Below are 18,625 nucleotides of genomic sequence, written 5' to 3'. Positions count from 1 at the left end.
CAGACGGCGCCGGGTTCGTCGGAGGGTGGTGACGACGTGGGTTCGCGTGCGCGCATCGCCGCGGCGGCCTGCCTGGTGGCCTCCGGCCTGCTGGTCGGCGGCGTGGGCGCCGCGACCGCGCTCGCCGACACCGGCACCGCCGGGGGCAGCGACGACACCCCGGACAGCCGGACGCAGAAGGAGCCACGGCGCGACCGCCCGAGCGGTGACGCCGATTCCGCCGCGGGGAAGCAGGCCGACCCACCGTCGGACGTCTCGACCGGTGGCGACGCGCGGAAGCCGCGCGTAGAGGTCAAGACCCGCAGCGGTCGTCCGGCGGGCGAGGAACCAGAAGAGCCGGGGCAGGAGAACCCGCGACCTCCGTGCTGCGAAGGGGGCGGAAAGGACTGCGGGCCGGGATGGCCGTCGCCCGACGCTCCGACCGGTCCACCGACATACGACGGGGAATACGGCGAGAACCGGCCGGAAACCCTTCCCCCGGTTTTTCCGATGCCCCCGATGGGTCAGGGTCCCGAGGTGCTGGACACGGTGCCGGGGATCGGGGCCGGCCCGGACGACGCCACCGAGGCGCCGATAACCGTGCCGATCATCATCCCCCAACCGGCCGCCGTCGCTCCGCCTGCGGGGCCCGGTGCCGCAGCCGGGCCGGCGCCGGGTGGGGTGGGCGCCGGATCAGCTGCGGCGCCCCGGCAGACCCCCGGGCCACCGACGCCGCGCCAACCGCTGCCGGAAGCAACGGGCAGCAGCGTCGCGATGCCCGGTTCGGCGTACCGCATGGGCTATGCCGAACATCTTCGGGGTGCAGGCATAACGCAACTAGCGGCGCTGGCACTGCCCGGCGTCGCCGGGATTCTGATTCTGACCGGGGCCGGCGGACTGGTGGGATACCGCCAGGCCAAAGCGATTCAGCGGGTACCCCCGAGCGGAACCGCACGATTTATGAACTAGAAGGAACTGCCCACTCCGGTGGGGTGGGCAGCGCATAGTGGACTGCATCGAGAAGGGGAGATCATGCCTGCGAGCCGCAGTGTGACCCGGGCAGTCGGTGAGGTGCTCGACCTTGCTCCGCGACGGGGTGAAGTGTCGCTGCCCCGCCTGGTCGAAGCCGTCAGCGAGAGCCGGGGCAGACCCATCGAACTCGCGACGGCGGAACTGCCGCCGGGGGTGTGCGGGCAGTGGCGCCAGTACGTCGATCGTGACGTGTTCCTGATCCAGCAGGGTCTGCCCGCCTGGGACCGCACCCTCGCCCACGAACTCGGGCACCTGGTGCTCGGCCACGAGGGCATCCCCGTCGTGCAGGCCGCGAGGGACAGCACGGAGCTGGCCAGCTCCGATCTGATCGGCTACATGCTGAACCAGCGCACCGGGTGCATGGGGCCCAGCGGCGAGGACGCCGAGCAGGAGGCGGAGGATTTCGCCGCACTGCTCATCTATCGCTTGGGGCGGCTGCCCTCGGACCGATCGTCGATTGTGCAGGTCCGGCTCGGAGAGGCGTTTGGTTGATCGTCTGGGTCATCGCCGGTCTTCTCGGGTTGGCCACCGGCCTGCGGATCGGTTGGGCGCTGGTCAACAAGCAGTCCTTGGTAAGTACCGCCATGATTTTGGCCCTGGGCAGCCTGGGTGCCGTGGCGGCGCTCAACTGGCAGCCGCTGACGCTGCTCATCGACACGCTGTTCCACTGGCCCAACATCTCGATCGGGCTGAGCCAGGTGGCGCTGATCGCCTGCGCGGCGGGCAGCTGCGTGATGATCACCACGGTGTCGTCGGCTCGGTCGCCCGCCGCGGCCAAGAAGATCGCATTCGCGCAGTACGCCGTCGCCGCCGTGATCGCCGGCGTCAGCATGGGCATCTTCCTGATGGCGGGCCAGCAGCCGGAGATGTCGCCGGAGGAGTACCTCAAGCGCAACCTCGGTTCGGGCAGCGTCGCGCTGCCGTGGCTGCTTCCGCTGCTGTACGTGCTACTGGCGCTGAGCCTGGTCGCATGGGCGGGGCTGCGACACTCCAATCGCACCCGGCGCGGCCGGGCGCTGTTCGTGTTCACCGTCGGCATCGTGCTGATCGTGCTGGCCCTGGGGTTCTTCTTGCTGCGTGCAGCAGGGTCGACAGGGCTGGTCAGCGTCGGGGCGGCAGCGACGCTGCTGGGTTGCGCGATGCTGGTGGTGGCGGCGGGGTCGCTGCTGCCGAGTCTGGAGGACTGGTTCGGGGCGCGCCGGGAACTGCGGACCATCCAGCCGTTGTTGGAGGAGCTGGGACGGCGCCACCCCGACGTCGGTATCGGGGTGCGCCCACGCGGGCCGCTGGTGTTCCGGGTGGCCGAGCGCATGTCCTTGATCTCCGACGCGCTCTTCCTGGAAGCCACCGCCGCCGACGGCGCGTTACGGCCGGTGGACACGTCCGGGGCTGAGATGGGCGATCTGGACGACCTCGTCGAGCGGGCCGAGCTGGAGGCGCCCGATGCGACGCCGACCGAACAGGCGGTGGCTGTGGCCGCGTGGATCTACGCGGGCCGAGACGGAAACGCCGTCAAGGGCCGGGAGGAGTTCCCCGGCCTGGCATGGTTGCGCCAGCCCGCCGCGTACTCGGACCGGGAATGGATACTCGAGATCGCCCGCCAATACCGACAGCTCAACGACGGAATCGACACCGTCGCCGAGCGCTCTGCCTGAGGTCCCGTTGCCGGCCGGTGGGCCGGCACCGTTCCCGGGCTAATCGTCCAGGTTCTCCCGGCGACGCAATTCATCGACCTTCAAGACGATGTCCTGCTTGGCCTCGGCGGACAGGCCGACCGTCCGCGCCGCAATTCGGCGAACGCCTTCGTCGCGCATCCCCGCGAGCAGGGTGAGCTCCTTGTCGAGCTTCTCGTAATACTCGTCGTCGGTGAAGTACGCGGGCTTGATGCGGAAGAAGTTGGCAAGCGCCGCCATCGTTGCCACCGAGGGATTGGTTCGGTTGCCGGAACGCAACTGAGACAGGTACGGCGCGGACATGGTGACCCCCTCGGACTTGAGGGCTGCAATCACCTCTGCGGAGGTGTGCGGCCCACGTCCGGGCGGGTAGACGGTGTCGAACAGCCGATTGAGGCGAGCGGCAAACGTGTTGCTCATTGTGTTGACCTCCAGATACAGACAAGCGGATTCTTAGGGCGGCGTATTTGCTGATCATCGTAGCGACAGTTGTGGCCACAACCAAGTGCAAACCGCGTAAATGTCAAGCCGCTACGCGGTGTGGCGCGCCGCTGCTTGTACGAACGGCGTAGTTGTTTGCACCACTCACGGCGATAGTACGGTGCGGTCAAGCAAATAATAACGGTCCTGCAGTAAGCATACGCGCGCCTCTTTGGCAGCCCCAGCCCCAGCAGCCCCGCCTGTCACCGCGGGCAACTCTGCGATGTTTGCGTCCGCAAGTCTCCATCCGTTTGCTGGCTACCAGGTTTGGTGCAGTGCCGGGTCCGCCGGGGGACCTGCTCCACGCCATGTCGCACGGCAGAGTTCGGGAAGCGGACGCGAGAAGACAGGCAGTGAAACTGTCAGTAGCCAGTGGCAGGCCGAAAAGTGCCGCGCCTCAGGCGGCGAGGAGCATCGCGAGAATCGCGGTGTCGGGGTGGCTTATCGGGTCGACTCCCACCCGGCTCACCATCGAAGTCACGGTGCCGTCGGACTCGGCCTCCACCCACGCCGCCCGGTGTTCCAGGCCCAGGTGGGGCAGTCCGGGCAGCAGGACGCAGCCCGACGCCGCACCGGTGCACTCCGGAAGCGACGGCGTCGTCTCCGACGGCGGGTGCAGCATCATCAGTGCCGGGGGCTGGCGAGTGGCGAAGTGGCCGGGCGGCACAGCTTCGTCGCCGATCACGGTTCCCTCGGCGAGTACGAGACCGACGGTGCCGGGTTCCGGCTGCTCGGGGAGTTCCTCGCGGACGCCGAAGATGGTCGTCGTGGACAGTAGGCCGGGCATCGACGCCACCCGCACCGCCACCATGAGCAGCTGCGCCCACTCTTTGGTCGAATCCGGCCATCGGCCGGAGACCACGAACCCCTTCAGACACCCACGCGAATGGAAGGGGGCGATCTCGATCGCCCGTCCGGAACCGAAATCCATCTCGCCTCCTGGCATTTCACCGCAATGCCCGACACGCCCCTGGGTCGATCCGCTCAGGATGCGGTAGAACTGGCTGCCGCGCAAGGGGACACGACCGCGGGCACGTTCCAATCAGGTGACAAAAACAAACCCGGCTCGGTCGTGGGACCGGGCCGGGCTGTGTCAGGTAGGGAAACGGTGCGGGTCAGGCAGGCGGGTAGACGCCCATCTGCTTGGCCTTGTCGGTCTGCCAGAAGATGTCGGCGATCTCGTCGATGGTCTTGAGCAGCTTCTCGGCGACGGCGACGTCGAGCGACTTCTTCACGTCACCCGCGCCGTGGACGCCGTCCCAGAACAGCTGGTGCAGGTTCGGGAACTGCTCGAAGTGGTCCTTGGTGAAGAAGTCGGCCCACAGCACCATCAGGTGGTGCTTGACCTCTTCGGCGCGCTGCTCCTTGATGAGGATGGCGCGGATCTTGAAGTGCTCGTCATCGGAGTCGTGGTACTTCTGCAGCGTCTTGAGGCAGGACAGCGCCTCGATCTTGGCCTGCGCGGGGTCATAGACGCCGCAGTACAGGTCACAGTGGGCGTGGGCAGGCGTGGCTTCGGAAAAGGCACGGGATACGGCGGAGTCGAAGAGTCGATGCAGCATGTGCCTTAACTTACCCTTAGCCCATGCCCCGTAACCATGGGCCATCCCGGTGGTCTCCCTCGGGATTACTGCGTCGATTCGTGGTCGTCGAGGACTCGATGTATCCGACGCTCCGGCCCGGCGACGGGTTGGTGGGGCTGCGGGGTGGCACGCCGCGGACGGGTCAGCTGCGGTTGTTCCGACACCCCCACAAGTCGACGCTGTGGCTGGTCAAGCGCGTGGGCGAGGTGTACGGAACGGTGTTCGAGGCTCGGTCGGACAATCCACGGGCGCCGGGTGCGAGCGACTCGCATGACTTCGGTCCGGTATCGGCTGCCGGGACGTACCGCGTGGTGTGGACCGCCCGCGGGAGCTCTAGTACAAGACGATGAGCGCGAGGACGCCGAGCAGGACCAGCGCGATGAGCCCGGCGCGAAGGCACGCCATCAGCTGACTGCGCGTGTAGACGCGCGACGACTGCCATTCGGACGGCGGGAACGGGGAGCCTGAGCCCACTCCCGACCCTGTCGAAGACCATGCCATCAGATGCTCCTCACCCGCACGTCCTGATTCCTCCCCATGTCGAGTTCCCCAACCCGAGTCGCAGTGAGATCGATCACAGGCGAACCCATGTGACGGCGATCATAACGCTTCGTCTTCGCTGCCGAGAAATCGGCCGCGACGGCCGGACGCACGGGATCCGATTACTTAGTCCGGCGAGGCATTTCGCTCTGATCGGCGGTGGCCTGTTGATCGCCGACGGGGTTCCGGGTGCGGGTATCCACAGCCGCGGGTCGGCAACGCCGACTGACTTGCGGATAACCGATCCGGCGCCCCGCCGCGCCTGTGGATGAACCTGTGGAAACTGTGGATAGCGGTCACAGGTCGTCGGTATTGCTGCTGGTGTGGACTCGCGGGGCCGTGTCAGCATTGAGGCATGGATGACACCGAGGTGCCCCAGGCGGTGATCGGCGACGTACCCGCGAATTTCGGCGAGGCCGTGGTCTTGCTCGATGTGCGCGAGGACGACGAGTGGCAGCAGGGCCACGCGCCCGGCGCCCAGCACATCCCGATGGGCGACGTCCCCGCGCGGATGGCCGAGATCGACACCGACGCGCAGTTGTTCGTGGTGTGCCACGCCGGCGGCCGCTCCCAGCGGGTGGCGCAGTATCTGGCCCGCAACGGCTACGAGCCGATCAACGTCAGCGGAGGCATGTTGGCCTGGGCCGGAGCGGGGCGCCCCGTGGTGACGGACGCCGGAACGCCGGGAACGGTCTGATTAGGCTGGTCCGATGATCCAAGTGTGCTCCCAGTGCGGGACGCGGTGGAACGTCCGCGACCGTCAACGGGTGTGGTGCCCGCGCTGCAGCGGGACACTGCTCGCTCCCTCGGGCAACACAGCCGGTCAGGGATGGGCACCCGCACAGGCGCAGCCGCCGGCACAGGCGGGCGGACGGCGTCCCGGGCAGGTGCTGCCGTCGGGATACCGCTGGGTGGCGGTGCGTCCCGGAGCGCCACCCCAACCTCGCCGGGTCCGCCGGGAACTGGGCCCCACCCCGCGATACCAGAGCATCCCGCGATGGGGCCTGTCGGAACATTTCGCCCCGCCTGCCGAGAAGCCCGTCGAGCGCCGCGGGCCGTCGGTCGACGCGGTGCGGCTGACCCTGACCGCGACCATGGCGGTGCTGGGAGCCGCGGCGTTCGTTCACGTGGTCCGCTACATACTGCTGATAGTCAACCGCACCGTGTTGCTCAACCCGTGGGTCGCTGCGGCGGCCACCTGGGGTGGCGTCGCGATCAGCGTGGTCGCGGTGTTCATGATCGTGGCGAGCGCGCTGTTGTTGACCAATTGGTTGATCGCGCGCCGTGCCGCGGCCTTCGCGCACCAGGGGCTGCCGGAGCCGCGGTCACCGTGGGCGCTCCGGCTCGGCTGTCTCGTGCCGTTCGTCAATCTGCTGTGGGCGCCGGTGTTCGTCATCGAGCTCGCCGACACGGAGGGCAGGTCGCGGTGGCTGCACCGGCCCATCGTGGTGTGGTGGCTGGTATGGCTGGCGAGCACCGCGGTGTCCGTCTTCTCGATCGCGACGAGCTTCACCACCGATCCGCAGGGCATCGCCGACAACACGGTCACGACGATCGTGGCCTACCTGTTCGCGGCCGCTGCGCTGTTCCTGGTCCTGCAGGTGTTCCTCGGCTTCGAGCGTCAGCCGGTAGAGCGGCCGTCGAAGCGATGGGTGATCGTCGCGGCCAGCCAGGAAGAACACAGCCAGGAAGAACACGAGCCGGCGGAGCAGCACGATTCACGGGCCGGCGCGCCGAAATCAGCAGATTCCGCGCGTGCAGTTGAGCCGAACGGGGAGAACCCGGCAGCATAGCGATATGAGCTCCGGCGAGACGTTCGGCGGCCATCCATTCGTGGTCGCCCATCGGGGTGCCTCAGCCGATCGGCCGGAGCACACCCGGGCCGCCTACCAGCTCGCGCTCGAAGAAGGGGCCGACGCCGTCGAATGCGACGTGCGGCTGACCAAGGACGGCCACCTGGTGTGCGTGCACGACCGCAAGCTGGAACGCACCTCGACGGGAACCGGCCTGGTCAGTGAGATGACACTGGCGCAATTGCGCGAATTGGATTACGGCTCCTGGCACCCCAGCTGGCGCGTGGACGGAAGCCACGGCGACACCGGGCTGCTGACCCTCGACGATCTCGTCGCCCTGGTCCTGGACTGGAACCGCCCGGTGAAGATGTTCATCGAGACCAAACATCCGGTGCGTTTCGGCGCGCTGGTGGAAAGCAAGGTGCTCGCTCTGCTGCACCGGTATGGCATCGCCTCACCGGCGTCGGCCGATCTGGCAAGGGCGGTGGTGATGTCCTTCTCGGCCGCCGCAGTCTGGCGGATCCGTCGCGCCGCGCCGATGCTTCCGACCGTGCTGCTGGGCGAGACGTCGCGCTACCTGGGTGGCAGCGCCGCCACGACGGTCGGGGCCACCGCGGTGGGACCGTCGATCGCCACCCTGCGCGAGCACCCCGAGCTGGTGGATCGGGCGGCCGCGCAGGGTCGCGCACTGTACTGCTGGACGGTCGACCACTACGAGGACGTCCAGTACTGCCGGGACATCGGCGTGGCCTGGATCGCCACCAATCATCCCGGTCGCACCAAGGGTTGGCTGCAGGACGGCCTGACGGGTGCCGGTCGGGACTAGCCCGGGTTCTGCGGTCAGATCGCGCCGCCGGCGGCCTTCGGCGCTGACGGATCGGTGCCACCGGTAGAGATCTCCCGGGCGACGTAGTCCTCCAGATGGAACAGGTCGGCCCCCGCGCGTTCGGCGATGCGGACCAGCGTCGTCATCAGCGCGACCTCTTCGACCTGCTCCTTGAGGAACCACTGCATGAACTGTTCACCCAGGTAGTCGCCTTCGTCGCGCGCGGTGCCCGCAAGGCGGCTGATCTGGTCGGTGACAGCGAGCTCGAGGTCCAGCGCGAGGCCGATGGCGTCGCGGGGGGTTTCGAAGGCATTGCGCACCGGGTCGACGGCCGGGATCTCTGTGGTCACACCGCGGTCGATCAGGTACTGCACGAGCATCAGCGCGTGATTGCGTTCCTCGACCGACTGGCGATAGAAGAACGAGGCGAGCTGGGGCAGGTCGGCGCTGTCGAAGTACACCGCGATGGCGAGGTATTGCTGCGACGCTCCGAGTTCGCTGCGGACCTGATCGTTGAGCAGGCTGTGGAACTTGGTATCGAGTGCGTCATGGATGCTCATGGGCCGAGGATATAGCAGGTCAGAGGGCACTGTCAGCGAAGGTGAGCCTTACCCGGGCCCGGTAGAGGTGAGCGTAACCTTAGTAAGGTGGACCGTTGTGAGCTGGCCGACAGTGTTTGCTGTGAGCGCTACCGGTTGGCGGCGTCGAGGACGTCCTGGGGCACCGGTGAGTCCGACGCCAGTGCGGCGAACAGTTGTTGCGCGGCCTCGCTGTCCCACACCACGATCGACCCGGAACCGTTGTCGGTGAACTCGCCGATCGGCACGGTGATGTTCGTGATGTCGCCGCGCAGCGCCCAGCCCAGCCGGGCGAGATCCCAGAGGTGATCACCCTCGTCGACCGTCACCGTCTCGCCTGCCGCGCGCGCCATCGGATACCACCGCAGTGGGTTGAGGAGCACCGCCGGGCTGGCGGCGCGGTCCACGAGCGTGGACATGAATTGGCGCTGGTTGGCCATTCGGTCCAGGTCGGCGCGCGGCGTAGCGCGGCTGCGCACGAAGCCCAATGCCTCCCGGCCGTCGACGTGCTGACAGCCTGCGGGCAGGGCGATGCCCGCAAGCGGATCGTCGATGGGCTCCGTGGGGCACAGCGTCACACCGCCCACCGCGTCCACGAGACCGGCGAATCCGCCGAAGCCGATCTCGGCGTAGTGGTCCACCCGCAACCCGGTGGCCTGCTCGACCGTCTGGGCCAGCAGCGGAGGTCCACCGATAGAGAACGCGGCGTTGATCTTGTCGCTGCCGTACTCGGGGATGGGGACGTAGGAGTCGCGCGGGATCGACACCATGGTGGCGGGGGTGGAAGAGCCCAGGCCGGGCAGGTGCACCAGCAGGATGGTGTCGGTCCGGCCCGCGCCGAGATCGCCACCGGTGCTGAGCTCGGCCTGCTGTTCCGGAGTCAGGCCCTCCCGACCGTCCGATCCGACGAGCAGCCAGGTGGTTCCGGCGCCCTGGCCGGGTCGTTGCGGGTAGTCGGTGAGCGCCGCGACGCGGGTCAACGCCGAATCGGCCCATGCGCCGACCGCGACGCCGCCGACCGCCAGCAGGAGAAGGAACACGAGGGCGATCCGCAGCCAGCGCCGCACGCGCCGGGGTTTCCTACGCGCAGGCGGCGAGACCGGCGGGACCGGTCGGCCCGCCGGGGCGGGACGTCGCTGGCGCGGTGGAGGGGGTGGCGGTGACGCAGGCGGGGGCGGAGCCGGTCGAGGTGGGGGCGCGGGCCGTCGCTGCCGCGGCGGCGGAGGTGGCGGCGCGGCCTGCCTCTGCGCAGGGGGTGGCGGGGCCGGTCGGCGCGGCGGCGTCGACGGGTTGGGCGGCCAGGCGGGCCGGTAGTTGGGGTCGCGCCGGATCGCCGGCGACGGTTCGCGACGGCCGGGGTTCGCGCCCGGCGGGGGCGGCGGAACCGGCCCAGGGAACGGCGGCCGCTGGTCGTTCACCAGAAGAAATGTACGCGTAGCCAGGGTCGGAGGCGGTGAACCGGTCCGCGGGCTACTGCAGCCACCCGAGGCGACCGGCCAGCAGTGAGTACCCGACGAAGGCCACCGCGTCGATCAGGGCATGGGCGATGATCAGCGGCCACAGTCGCCCGGTCCGCTGCCAGGCGTACCCGAACACCAGACCCATGGCGACGTTGCCGAGGCCCGCTCCGAATCCCTGATACAGGTGATAGGCGCCGCGCAACAGGCTCGACACCACAAGTGCCGTCCACGGATTGACCTTCAGCTGGCGCAGCCGGGTGAGGAGGAACCCGACGACGATGACTTCCTCGGCCCAGGAATTGCCGAAGGCCAGCAGCAGCAGGACGGGGATCCGCCACCAGGTGTCGTTGAGTTCGGCGGGCTCGACGGAGGCGTTGAGTCCCAGGATCCGGGCGATCTGATAGAGCGCGAGGCCCGGAACGCCGATGAGCAGGGCGAGTCCGACGCCGCCGAGAACATCCTGGCGCCAGCGGATTCTGGCGAGGCCGATCCGCGCCGGCCCGTCGCCGCTGCGCCACAACAGGTAGATGGCCAGCGCCCCCCACGCGAGCAGCTGGAACAGGCTGGCCAGATTCAGGCCCAGGTCGATCAGGTCGAAGGGCGACCGCTTCGGGTTGAGGGCGACGGTGCGGCCCGAGAGGCCGAGGAGGACGCCCTCGATGAGACTCAGCAGCGCCGTGTACGCGCTGAGGGCGAACGTGACCGCCAGTACGGCGGCGATCTCCAGGCGCAACGCCCGCCGCTGCGCATCGGTCAGCTCGTCGTCAGTCCCGCTCACCGCAGCCACGGTAGTGGGACGCCCGGCTGTTCAGGCGCCGCGTGCGCGCAGGCCGTTGAGGAACGGGCATCCCATCAGGACCCGGATGGCCTGGCTGAGGCCCGTCACGTCGTCGACCGGCTTGGCGAACGGCAGCCGTACGTCGTGGTCACCGTCGTCCCCCTCGACCCGCAGCTGCACGCCGTACCGATCGAGCCCGAGCGGCCGGACCCGGCCCTGGCGAAGTGACGCGGGCAGGCGGGTGGCCAGGCGGTCGACGACCTCGCGATGCGCCGACTCCATGTGCTGCAGCCAGCAGGACTCCATGGCGCAGAACGGGTCCGGTCTGGCGCCGAGCAGGGCGGTGAGCGCGACGGACTCGGCCCCGGTCGAGTCGGCAACCACGACCGATTCGATCTCCAATCGCATCAGCGCGTAGGGGGCGTCGGCGTCGTCTGCTTCCGGTCCGGAATTCACTTGTAGGAGAGCAGGATTGGGATCCGCGCTGGCGATCAGATCCAGCAGCCCGGGCACTTCGGCCATCGGGACGTCGCGCACCGTGCCCTGGATCCAGACCAGGGACCGCACCGGCTCGCGCAGTGGCAGCGGTGCGTAGTCGGTCATCTCCAGCACCGCCTGGATGCCCGAGTTGCCCGCGGAGACCACCGTCGCGGCGAGCGCTCCGGCGACGGGCACGGTGATCGCGAAGGATCCGTCGTCGAGCAGGTGGTGCACCGGGGTGGTGACGGGGTCGAGGCCCTCGACGGCGAGCATCGCGCCGCCGGCCCGTACGCACGCGCTACGGATCCGCTCGGCCGTGGTGGGGGTCGCAGTCGGTGTCAGTGAGGCCATCGCGATTGCCTTTCGTTGGTAAGGTGAGCCTAACTTAACTAGTCGAAGTCGCGCGGCGCAAGGCCTTCCCGCAGCGGAACGGCATTACCTCCGAAACCGTTAGTGTGGTGCGGTGCCCGGCATCGCCTACCTCGGTCCCGAGGGAACGTTCACCGAGGCAGCCCTGCGCGCGATCGCGGCCAACGGCCTGATTCCGCCGGGTCGTGGGCGGCACGACGCCCCCGGAACCGAGACCATCACCCACATCGCCACCGACAGCACGGCCGCCGCGCTGGCCGCCGTCCGATCCGGGGAGGCGGACTTCGCCTGCGTCCCGATCGAGAACTCGATCGACGGGTCGGTGATACCGACGCTGGACAGCCTGGCCGACGGCGCGGCGGTCCAGATCTATGCCGAACTGACCCTCGACGTGTCCTTCTCCATCGCCGTGCGCCCGGGGACCACGGCCGGGGAGGTGCGGACCGTCGCGGCTTTCCCGGTGGCGGCAGCGCAGGTGAAACGGTGGCTGACAGCGCACCTGCCCGCCGCCGAACTGGTCCCGGCCAACTCGAACGCCGCCGCGGCCGCCGATGTCGCGGACGGCAAGGCGGACGCCGCCGTCACCACCGCGCTGGCCGTGCAGCGCTACGGCCTCCAGGCACTCGCGGAGGGCGTCGTCGACGAACCGAACGCCCGAACCAGGTTCGTCCTCGTGGGGTGCCCCGGCCCGCCACCGAGAGTCACCGGCGCCGACCGGACGTCGGTGGTGCTGCGCCTGGACAACGTGCCCGGCGCGCTGGTCGCCGCGATGACCGAGCTGTCGATGCGCGACATCGACCTGACCCGGATCGAGTCCCGCCCCACCCGCACCGAGCTGGGCAGCTACAAGTTCTTCCTGGACTTCGTCGGGCACATCGACGACGCCCTGGTCGCCGAGGCGCTGCGGGCGCTGCACCGCCGCTGCGCGGACGTGCGGTATCTGGGCTCGTGGCCGACGGGCGATGTGGTGGGAGCCGTGCCACCGCGGCTGGAGGAGGCGGCGACCTGGTTGGACCGACTACGGGAGGGCAGGCCGTGAGCGGACGGCTGGTGCTGGTGCGGCACGGGCAGACGCACGGAAACGTCGATCGGCGCCTGGACACCAGGCCGCCGGGGGCAGAACTCACCGATCTCGGGCGCGACCAGGCCAGGACGTTCGCCCGCGAGCTGTACCGTCCGCCGGCGATGCTGGCGCACTCGATCGCCACGCGCGCGGTGCAGACGGCCCGTGAGATCCACACCGAGATCGGCACCCGGGTGGGCGCCGACGTGGGCCCACACGAGTTCGAGGGGCTGCACGAGGTGCAGGTCGGCGACCTGGAAGACCGCTCGGACGAAGAAGCCCACGACGAGTTCAATGCCATCTACCGTCGCTGGCACGGTGGCGAGCTGGACCTCGCGCTGCCCGGCGGCGAGACCGCGCAACAGGTCCTGGACCGCTACGTGCCCGTGCTCGACCAGCTCCGGATGCGCTACCTGGACGACGCGGCCTGGCGCGGCGACATCGTCGTGGTCAGCCACGGCGCCGCGATTCGGCTGGTTGCCGCCGTCCTGGCCGGGGTGGACGGGCATTTCGCCATCGACCACCATCTGGCCAACACCGAATCTGTCATCCTGGCACCGATCACCGACGGTCGGTGGAGCTGCCTGCAGTGGGGCAAGCTGACCCCGCCGTTCGGTCCGGAGACCCCGGTGACCACCACGGGCGGCGCAGACGCCGCGCGCTCAACCGACCCGATGGGCTGAGACGGCGTCGATCCGGTCGCAGACACACCCGACCGCACCGCAGTCGATGCGGAGCTCGTGGACGCTGTCGGCAGCCACGCAGTCGTCCTCGGTGCATTCGGTGCGCAGGAAAGCGTGGTGGATGAGCGCTCCGTGGCAGTGCTCCAGGCCCAGACGGCAGGCGCGGCACTGAAAGGTCATGAGCCGTTTGTAGCACTTGCCGCCGACGACTTCGGGATGCCGCGCGGCATCGGTGGACCGGTTCAGCCCCAGCCGAGTTCGTGCAGCCGGTCATCGTCGATGCCGAAGTGGTGGGCGATCTCGTGGATCACCGTGATGGCCACTTCGTCCACGACGTCCTTCTCGCTGTCACAGAAGTCCAGCAGCGCCCCGCGGTAGATCGTGATGGTGTCGGGCAACGAACCCGCGTACCACGAATCCCGCTCGGTCAGCGCCGTGCCTTCATACAGCCCGAGGATGTCGGGCTCGTCCTCGTTTCGGTCGGCGACCAGGATCACCACGTTGTCGAGCGCCGCGGCCAACCGGGGCGGGATGAGATCGAGGGCATCGCCGACCAGCTCGTCGAACCGCTGCGGGCTCATCGCCACGGCCACCGGGCTACGCCACGGGTGGCGGCGGGAGGAGCGGGGGTGGTGGCTCGACCGGGCCGGGCACCGGGGCCGGTGGAGGCGGAGGCGGGGGCAGCGCGCCGGGCGGCGGGAGCTGCTCGGCCGGCGGAGCAGGCGGTGGTGGTGGCGGACCGTTGAGGAACGTGTTGCCACCTCCCGGCGGCGGGACCTCCGACGGCGCCTGCTCGGTGGGCGTGGGCGCCGTCGTCGCCTGCGGACCGTGCACGGTCTGCTGACTGTCGCTGGTGCTGTCCTCGTAGGTGGTCTCCGAAGACCCGCTGCTCGAGGACGACGACGACGATGACGACGACGACGGTGCGTCGGGCATCGGGATCGGCGGCAGGCTGAGGCGCTCCTCCGGGATGTCCGGCGGCGGTACCGGCGGCTGCCCGTTGATCATCAGCGGGCCCTTGGCGGTGTTGAGCAACGTCGACCATCCGCCGTTGCCGAGTGTGGCGCCGATGCTGCAGGACACCTGGTGGCTGCCCGCCGCCCAGCTCGGCAGCGACACGGTGCTGTAGATCAGCGTCAACGTGGTGTCGCGCAGCTTGATCGGCGCCAGGTAGGCGTCGGTCATCTTGGTGCATTCGTCTTTGATGAAGGTGTCCTGCGCGGCTTCGGGCGGCAGCACATCGGGGAACTTCGTGGCGAGGTTGACCGCACCGGTCACCTCCATGGCGTGGGGGGCCGCGCAGTCCACCGGGATGTCGGTGGGCTGATTGGTGGCCGGGTCGATACCGAGGCAGGTACCCACCGGCCACACCTTGGACTGGTCGATCTCGGCGACCCTGCCCTGGAATGTCAGCTGCTGATTGTTCGGCCCCGGCAGCTGGAGACCGCACAGCATCCGGCGTTCGCCGGACTGCCGCCACGCCTTGTCGCCCGACCAGAGCATGCTGATGGTGAATCGGCTGTTGGGGTCGAAGCGGGCTCCCAGATAGCGCTTGACCGCAGCCGAGCACTGCTCCTGGCTGATCTGCTGGATGCGCGCCACCGACGGAGGTGCGGCGTCGGGTCCGTACTCACTGCCCGGGAAGGTCCGCATGTCGACGGACTCGGCCACCTCGAAGCGGTGCTCGGCGGCGCAGTCGACGATCTCGGCGGCGTCGGGGGTGCGGTCGGGCCAGGTCAGGCAGTCGCCGCTCTTGGCGTGGTCGAAGGTGTCATTGCCGCGCGGTCCGAGTGAGATCGAATTGGCGGTCAGGCCGCCAGTGGGGTCGGCGCTGGGGAGCACGGTGATCACCCCGGCGATCAGCAGCCCGCCGAGCGCCGTCAACAGCAGCGCTCGCCGCGTCGACGCCCCCTGCAGGCTTTTCCACCAGGGCGCCGGGCTCGATCCGGTTATCTCTGACATCCGCTCCATTGTGACAGGCGTGTCAGGTCCTGTGACAAGTGATGCAGTTGTAACGTTATCCAGCTGAGCCGCGCCGGCGGCGGGACGCGACGCTGGTGCCGGGGGGATGCGAAACCTACTAGGGTTTGCGCCGTGGCTGTAACTCCTCACGCGAGCGTTCGTCGGTGATCGACCCGAGATTCCTGCGAGAGAACCCGGACGCCGTACGTGCGTCGCAACAGGCCCGCGGCGAAGATCCCGGTCTCGTCGATGCGCTCGCCGAGGCCGATACGGCGCGGCGGGCCGCCATCTCGGCCGCCGACAACCTGCGCGCCGAGCAGAAGTCGGCGAGCAAGCTGATCGGGAAGGCCTCGCCCGACGAACGTCCGGCGCTGATGGCCGCGGCCAAGGACCTCGCGGACAAGGTCAAGTCCGCCGAAGCGGCGCAGTCGGAGGCGGAGAAGGCCTACACCGCGGCACACATGGCGATCTCGAACGTCATCATCGACGGCGTCCCGGCCGGCGGCGAAGACGACTTCGTGGTGCTCGACACCGTCGGCGAACCGCCCGCCATCGACGATCCGCGGGATCACCTGGAACTCGGTGAATCGCTGGGGCTCATCGACATGGAGCGCGGCGCCAAGGTTTCGGGCTCGCGGTTCTATTTCCTGACCGGTTTCGGCGCGCTGCTGCAACTGGGGCTGTTCCAGCTGGCGGTGCGCACCGCCACCGAGAACGGTTTCACGTTGATGATCCCGCCGGTCCTGGTCCGGCCCGAGATCATGGCGGGCACCGGGTTCCTCGGCGCCCACGCCGACGAGATCTATCACCTCGAAGAAGACGACATGTACCTGGTCGGGACCTCCGAGGTGCCGCTGGCCGGCTACCACTCCGGGGAGATCCTGGACCTGTCGCAGGGTCCGCTGCGGTACGCGGGCTGGTCGACGTGCTTCCGCCGGGAGGCGGGCAGCTACGGCAAGGACACCCGCGGCGTCATCCGCGTGCACCAGTTCGACAAGGTCGAGGGCTTCGTCTACTGCAGGCCGGAGGAGGCCGAGGCCGAGCACGATCGGCTGCTCGGTTGGCAGCGGCAGATGCTGGCCCACATCGAGGTGCCGTACCGGGTGATCGACATCGCGGCAGGCGATCTCGGCTCATCGGCGGCGCGCAAGTTCGACTGCGAGGCGTGGGTGCCCACGCAGCAGACCTACCGGGAACTGACCTCGACGTCGAACTGCACGACGTTCCAGGCCCGCAGGCTCGCGGTGCGCTACCGCGACGGGAACGGCAAGCCGCAGACCGCGGCGACGCTCAACGGCACGCTGGCGACCACACGCTGGCTGGTGGCGATCCTGGAGAACCATCAGCAGCCCGACGGCAGCGTGCGCATCCCCGACGCGCTGGTGCCCTACGTCGGCACCGACGTGCTGACGCCGGCGAAGTAACGGCGCTAACGACTCGAGAGGAATTCGTCGAGCAGTTCCAGGAACTGCTCGGGGTGCACCGGCGTGCACGCCGGATTCGGATGTGCCCCAGCCACATCCAGGGTGACAAGAGTCGACTTCAGCGGCCTGCGCACGTCCAGCGGCAGCCAGCGGCGAAAGTCGGAACTGCCCCACAGCCGGAACCGCTGCATGAACAGGCCCAGCGGTGTGGCCCGGTATCCGCGGATGTCGCGCAGCGGGATGATCTTCGAGGTGCCGGAGGGAAAGTGGTAGCGCCGCAACGTCAGTGCCTCCCGATCCAATTGGATCAGGCCGTCGTCGTAGAACCGGCTGACAGTGTCCACGGCGGTCACAACTTCGTCGAGCGCAGTTCGTGACCCTTGGTGGTCAGGCAGCGGCCGTTGGTGAGATTCCATTGCCAGCCATGGAGGTTGCACGTCAGCGTCGTACCTTCGACCACGCCGAACTTGGACAGATCAGCTTTCAGGTGCGGACAGCGACGCTGGATCTCCCAGCCCTCCAGGGTGATCGACGCGGTGTCGTCGTGCGCCTCGGCGAACCAGCCGTCGGCGTAGGCGATCCGCTCGTCGGTGAGGCATTTGAAGAAGGTGTAGAGGTACTCGTTGTAGCCGCCCACCCGCCAGGCCGAGAACCGCGTCGACAGGAAGATGGTGTTCACCCAGTCCGGCTCCTGATCGCGCAGCACCGTCCGCACCAGTTCCGCGGCGATGCCGAATCCGTAGCGGAATTTCTCATCCGGAATCGCCTCGCGGACAGCACGTTTCGGGAAGTCGAGTACGACGGTCTCGTGGCTGTCACCGGCCTCGAGGCGTAGTTCGACGGGGTAGCCGATGCCGTCGCAGATCTGGTCGGAGGCCAGCATGATGGGCTCGAAGAGCGCACGCAGCGGCTCCAGCAGCGGCTCGCCCGTCGCGGGGGCCCAGCGGGCCTTCTCGGCCGCCAGCACCGGCGCCATCCGCTCGGCATAGGCGGCGATGTAGTCGGCCTTGCCGGTCGTGAAGATGGCCTCGACGTCGGCGTCGGGAATCGGATGGGTGAGCGAGTTCAGTTGGGAACCGGTGAAATCCGCGGTGGACCCGGGAATCATCAGCAGCCCACCGTCGTGACCGTGCGAGCGCATCTGATCCAGGAACACGATCTGGTCGGGAAAGATGTTGGCCGGATCGCCGTGGTCGTCGTTGAGGTCGCGCAGCGCGGAATCCAGGAAACAGGGTGGGCCCGCCGACGGGATGACCCAGGTGGCACCGACCTGGGCGATGTACTGCCTGCAACGGTCCATCTGGCGTTGCCGTTTCTGGGTGCCGAAGGCCTGCTTGGCGCGTGCGGGCATGTCGTAGACCATCGGGTACCAGATGGCACCGGAGTACTGCAGCATGTGGACGTCTATCTGGCCGAAGTCGGCGTGCAGCATGTCCAGGTCCACCGGCCGGGCGTCGTTCATGTTGAACGCCGTCGTGGAGCCGTCCGACACCACCAGCCCGGAGTCGCCGATCGGCCCGTCCGCGGGGGCGCGCAGCGCGACGATCATCACCTCGAGATCGCCCTTGGGTCCGCTCACCGTGTGCTTGACGGAGTCGGTGGTCTCGAAGAACGTGTGGAAGCCCAGTTTCTCCAGCTCGCGGCGCAGGTCGGGCACCGGGAAGTCCGGCAGCAGGACCACTGCGTCCTTATTGACGTGCTCGCTCAGGTTCTGCGGGTCGAAGTGGTCCTTGTGCAGGTGGGAGACGTAGAGGTAGTCGACGTCGCCGAGGTCTGCCCAATCCAGCGCGCTGTTGTCGGGGAACGGGAACCACGAGGCGAAGTAGGCCGGGTTGACCCACGGGTCGCACAGAATGCTTCCGGCCGCGGTGTCGATGCGAAAACCGGCGTGCCCCACACTTGTGACCTGCACAAATACCCTC

Annotated in this window: 23 protein-coding genes; 10 read left to right on the top strand and 13 right to left on the bottom strand. The window is 68.6% G+C overall.

Features of this window, described 5'->3' with window-relative positions:
* Positions 1-36 precede the first annotated feature (36 nt).
* The 3 genes from EL337_RS27050 (at position 37) to EL337_RS27040 (ending at position 2,666) form a co-directional block, all read left to right on the top strand.
* On the top strand, positions 37-948 hold the full coding sequence (locus EL337_RS27050) for a hypothetical protein (protein WP_053086808.1): 912 nt from the start codon (positions 37-39) through the stop codon (positions 946-948).
* Between the two features lie 63 nt (positions 949-1,011).
* Positions 1,012-1,503, top strand: a complete 492-nt coding sequence (locus tag EL337_RS27045) for an ImmA/IrrE family metallo-endopeptidase (protein ID WP_048630717.1) — start codon at positions 1,012-1,014, stop codon at positions 1,501-1,503.
* Positions 1,500-2,666: a hypothetical protein gene (locus tag EL337_RS27040; RefSeq protein ID WP_048630716.1), complete on the top strand. Its 1,167-nt coding sequence runs from the start codon at positions 1,500-1,502 to the stop codon at positions 2,664-2,666. Before EL337_RS27045 ends, EL337_RS27040 begins: the two co-directional genes overlap by 4 nt.
* Before the next feature lie 39 nt (positions 2,667-2,705).
* On the opposite strand, the gene EL337_RS27035 is transcribed toward EL337_RS27040, so the two are convergent.
* The 3 genes from EL337_RS27035 to sodN form a co-directional block, all read right to left on the bottom strand.
* Positions 2,706-3,104, bottom strand: coding sequence for a helix-turn-helix transcriptional regulator (locus EL337_RS27035; RefSeq protein WP_048630715.1), 399 nt, complete (start codon positions 3,102-3,104; stop codon positions 2,706-2,708).
* A gap of 457 nt (positions 3,105-3,561) precedes the next feature.
* Entirely contained in the window at positions 3,562-4,095 is a 534-nt protein-coding gene (locus EL337_RS27030; protein ID WP_048630942.1) for a hypothetical protein, read from the bottom strand.
* 184 nt (positions 4,096-4,279) lie between these two features.
* Positions 4,280-4,726, bottom strand: coding sequence for a superoxide dismutase, Ni (sodN, locus tag EL337_RS27025; RefSeq protein WP_048630714.1), 447 nt, complete (start codon positions 4,724-4,726; stop codon positions 4,280-4,282).
* A gap of 23 nt (positions 4,727-4,749) precedes the next feature.
* Between sodN and EL337_RS27020 the strand changes: the two genes are divergently transcribed.
* The gene (locus EL337_RS27020; protein WP_306316156.1) at positions 4,750-5,097 is read left to right on the top strand and encodes a S24/S26 family peptidase; all 348 of its coding nucleotides are present in this window, start codon (positions 4,750-4,752) and stop codon (positions 5,095-5,097) included.
* On the opposite strand, the gene EL337_RS28845 is transcribed toward EL337_RS27020, so the two are convergent.
* On the bottom strand, positions 5,081-5,248 hold the full coding sequence (locus EL337_RS28845; RefSeq protein ID WP_170216938.1) for a hypothetical protein: 168 nt from the start codon (positions 5,246-5,248) through the stop codon (positions 5,081-5,083). The genes EL337_RS27020 and EL337_RS28845 overlap by 17 nt on opposite strands.
* A gap of 394 nt (positions 5,249-5,642) precedes the next feature.
* Between EL337_RS28845 and EL337_RS27015 the strand changes: the two genes are divergently transcribed.
* From EL337_RS27015 to EL337_RS27005, 3 genes are read left to right on the top strand one after another with little or no spacing between them, the layout of a single operon-like run.
* Complete coding sequence (locus EL337_RS27015; RefSeq protein ID WP_048630713.1) at positions 5,643-5,984, top strand: rhodanese-like domain-containing protein; 342 nt, start codon at positions 5,643-5,645, stop codon at positions 5,982-5,984.
* A 13-nt stretch (positions 5,985-5,997) separates the two neighbouring features.
* Positions 5,998-7,080 carry a DUF4328 domain-containing protein gene (locus tag EL337_RS27010; protein WP_048630712.1) on the top strand — a complete coding sequence of 361 codons (1,083 nt, stop codon included), beginning with the start codon at positions 5,998-6,000 and terminating at the stop codon, positions 7,078-7,080.
* Between the two features lie 4 nt (positions 7,081-7,084).
* Positions 7,085-7,906, top strand: a complete 822-nt coding sequence (locus EL337_RS27005) for a glycerophosphodiester phosphodiesterase (RefSeq protein WP_048630711.1) — start codon at positions 7,085-7,087, stop codon at positions 7,904-7,906.
* A 14-nt stretch (positions 7,907-7,920) separates the two neighbouring features.
* On the opposite strand, the gene EL337_RS27000 is transcribed toward EL337_RS27005, so the two are convergent.
* The 4 genes from EL337_RS27000 to EL337_RS26985 all read right to left on the bottom strand — a co-directional run bounded on the left by EL337_RS27000 (position 7,921) and on the right by EL337_RS26985 (position 11,553).
* The gene (locus EL337_RS27000) at positions 7,921-8,466 is read right to left on the bottom strand and encodes a ferritin (RefSeq protein WP_048630710.1); all 546 of its coding nucleotides are present in this window, start codon (positions 8,464-8,466) and stop codon (positions 7,921-7,923) included.
* Between the two features lie 128 nt (positions 8,467-8,594).
* Positions 8,595-9,902, bottom strand: coding sequence for an LCP family protein (locus tag EL337_RS26995; RefSeq protein WP_083442952.1), 1,308 nt, complete (start codon positions 9,900-9,902; stop codon positions 8,595-8,597).
* A gap of 52 nt (positions 9,903-9,954) precedes the next feature.
* Positions 9,955-10,722: a CPBP family intramembrane glutamic endopeptidase gene (locus EL337_RS26990; protein WP_048630709.1), complete on the bottom strand. Its 768-nt coding sequence runs from the start codon at positions 10,720-10,722 to the stop codon at positions 9,955-9,957.
* 30 nt (positions 10,723-10,752) lie between these two features.
* Positions 10,753-11,553: a DUF2470 domain-containing protein gene (locus EL337_RS26985; protein WP_048630708.1), complete on the bottom strand. Its 801-nt coding sequence runs from the start codon at positions 11,551-11,553 to the stop codon at positions 10,753-10,755.
* Positions 11,554-11,665: 112 nt separating this feature from the next.
* Between EL337_RS26985 and pheA the strand changes: the two genes are divergently transcribed.
* On the top strand, positions 11,666-12,610 hold the full coding sequence (gene pheA / locus EL337_RS26980) for a prephenate dehydratase (RefSeq protein ID WP_048630707.1): 945 nt from the start codon (positions 11,666-11,668) through the stop codon (positions 12,608-12,610).
* Positions 12,607-13,317 carry a histidine phosphatase family protein gene (locus EL337_RS26975; protein ID WP_048630706.1) on the top strand — a complete coding sequence of 237 codons (711 nt, stop codon included), beginning with the start codon at positions 12,607-12,609 and terminating at the stop codon, positions 13,315-13,317. Before pheA ends, EL337_RS26975 begins: the two co-directional genes overlap by 4 nt.
* Here EL337_RS26975 and EL337_RS26970 read toward each other — a convergent pair.
* The 3 genes from EL337_RS26970 to EL337_RS26960 form a co-directional block, all read right to left on the bottom strand.
* Positions 13,297-13,497, bottom strand: a complete 201-nt coding sequence (locus tag EL337_RS26970; protein ID WP_048630705.1) for a hypothetical protein — start codon at positions 13,495-13,497, stop codon at positions 13,297-13,299. The two genes, EL337_RS26975 and EL337_RS26970, sit on opposite strands and share 21 nt — an antisense overlap.
* Before the next feature lie 62 nt (positions 13,498-13,559).
* Positions 13,560-13,910 carry a metallopeptidase family protein gene (locus EL337_RS26965; protein WP_048630704.1) on the bottom strand — a complete coding sequence of 117 codons (351 nt, stop codon included), beginning with the start codon at positions 13,908-13,910 and terminating at the stop codon, positions 13,560-13,562.
* A 4-nt stretch (positions 13,911-13,914) separates the two neighbouring features.
* A complete protein-coding gene (locus tag EL337_RS26960) occupies positions 13,915-15,288 on the bottom strand; it encodes a septum formation family protein (RefSeq protein WP_048630703.1) in 1,374 nt (457 codons plus the stop codon).
* Between the two features lie 155 nt (positions 15,289-15,443).
* On the opposite strand from EL337_RS26960, the gene serS reads away from it, so the two are divergent.
* A complete protein-coding gene (serS, locus tag EL337_RS26955; protein ID WP_048630702.1) occupies positions 15,444-16,703 on the top strand; it encodes a serine--tRNA ligase in 1,260 nt (419 codons plus the stop codon).
* Positions 16,704-16,708: 5 nt separating this feature from the next.
* Here the strand turns inward: serS and EL337_RS26950 are convergent, their stop codons facing one another.
* Positions 16,709-17,056: a hypothetical protein gene (locus tag EL337_RS26950; RefSeq protein ID WP_048630701.1), complete on the bottom strand. Its 348-nt coding sequence runs from the start codon at positions 17,054-17,056 to the stop codon at positions 16,709-16,711.
* Complete coding sequence (locus EL337_RS26945; protein WP_048630700.1) at positions 17,053-18,615, bottom strand: Rieske 2Fe-2S domain-containing protein; 1,563 nt, start codon at positions 18,613-18,615, stop codon at positions 17,053-17,055. The genes EL337_RS26950 and EL337_RS26945 overlap by 4 nt, the downstream gene beginning before the upstream one ends.
* Between the last annotated feature and the right edge of the window lie 10 nt (positions 18,616-18,625).

Origin of the sequence: Mycolicibacterium aurum (genome assembly GCF_900637195.1) — a bacterium.
GTDB lineage: Bacteria > Actinomycetota > Actinomycetes > Mycobacteriales > Mycobacteriaceae > Mycobacterium > Mycobacterium aurum.
Note: the sequence above shows the minus strand (reverse complement) of the source record. Positions and strands in the feature narration are given on the sequence as shown.

Bases quoted from the DNA above. Each gene is read 5' to 3' on its own strand.
- EL337_RS27005 (WP_048630711.1), top strand. From the start codon at position 7,085: ATGAGCTCCGGCGAGACGTTCGGCGGCCATCCATTCGTGGTCGCCCAT.
- EL337_RS27045 (WP_048630717.1), top strand. From the start codon at position 1,012: ATGCCTGCGAGCCGCAGTGTGACCCGGGCAGTCGGTGAGGTGCTCGAC.
- EL337_RS27015 (WP_048630713.1), top strand. From the start codon at position 5,643: ATGGATGACACCGAGGTGCCCCAGGCGGTGATCGGCGACGTACCCGCG.
- EL337_RS26985 (WP_048630708.1), bottom strand. From the start codon at position 11,553: ATGGCCTCACTGACACCGACTGCGACCCCCACCACGGCCGAGCGGATC.
- EL337_RS27020 (WP_306316156.1), top strand. From the start codon at position 4,750: ATGCCCCGTAACCATGGGCCATCCCGGTGGTCTCCCTCGGGATTACTG.
- sodN (WP_048630714.1), bottom strand. From the start codon at position 4,726: ATGCTGCATCGACTCTTCGACTCCGCCGTATCCCGTGCCTTTTCCGAA.
- EL337_RS27000 (WP_048630710.1), bottom strand. From the start codon at position 8,466: ATGAGCATCCATGACGCACTCGATACCAAGTTCCACAGCCTGCTCAAC.
- EL337_RS27035 (WP_048630715.1), bottom strand. From the start codon at position 3,104: ATGAGCAACACGTTTGCCGCTCGCCTCAATCGGCTGTTCGACACCGTC.
- EL337_RS26970 (WP_048630705.1), bottom strand. From the start codon at position 13,497: ATGACCTTTCAGTGCCGCGCCTGCCGTCTGGGCCTGGAGCACTGCCAC.
- EL337_RS26960 (WP_048630703.1), bottom strand. From the start codon at position 15,288: ATGGAGCGGATGTCAGAGATAACCGGATCGAGCCCGGCGCCCTGGTGG.
- EL337_RS27010 (WP_048630712.1), top strand. From the start codon at position 5,998: ATGATCCAAGTGTGCTCCCAGTGCGGGACGCGGTGGAACGTCCGCGAC.
- EL337_RS28845 (WP_170216938.1), bottom strand. From the start codon at position 5,248: ATGGCATGGTCTTCGACAGGGTCGGGAGTGGGCTCAGGCTCCCCGTTC.
- EL337_RS27030 (WP_048630942.1), bottom strand. From the start codon at position 4,095: ATGGATTTCGGTTCCGGACGGGCGATCGAGATCGCCCCCTTCCATTCG.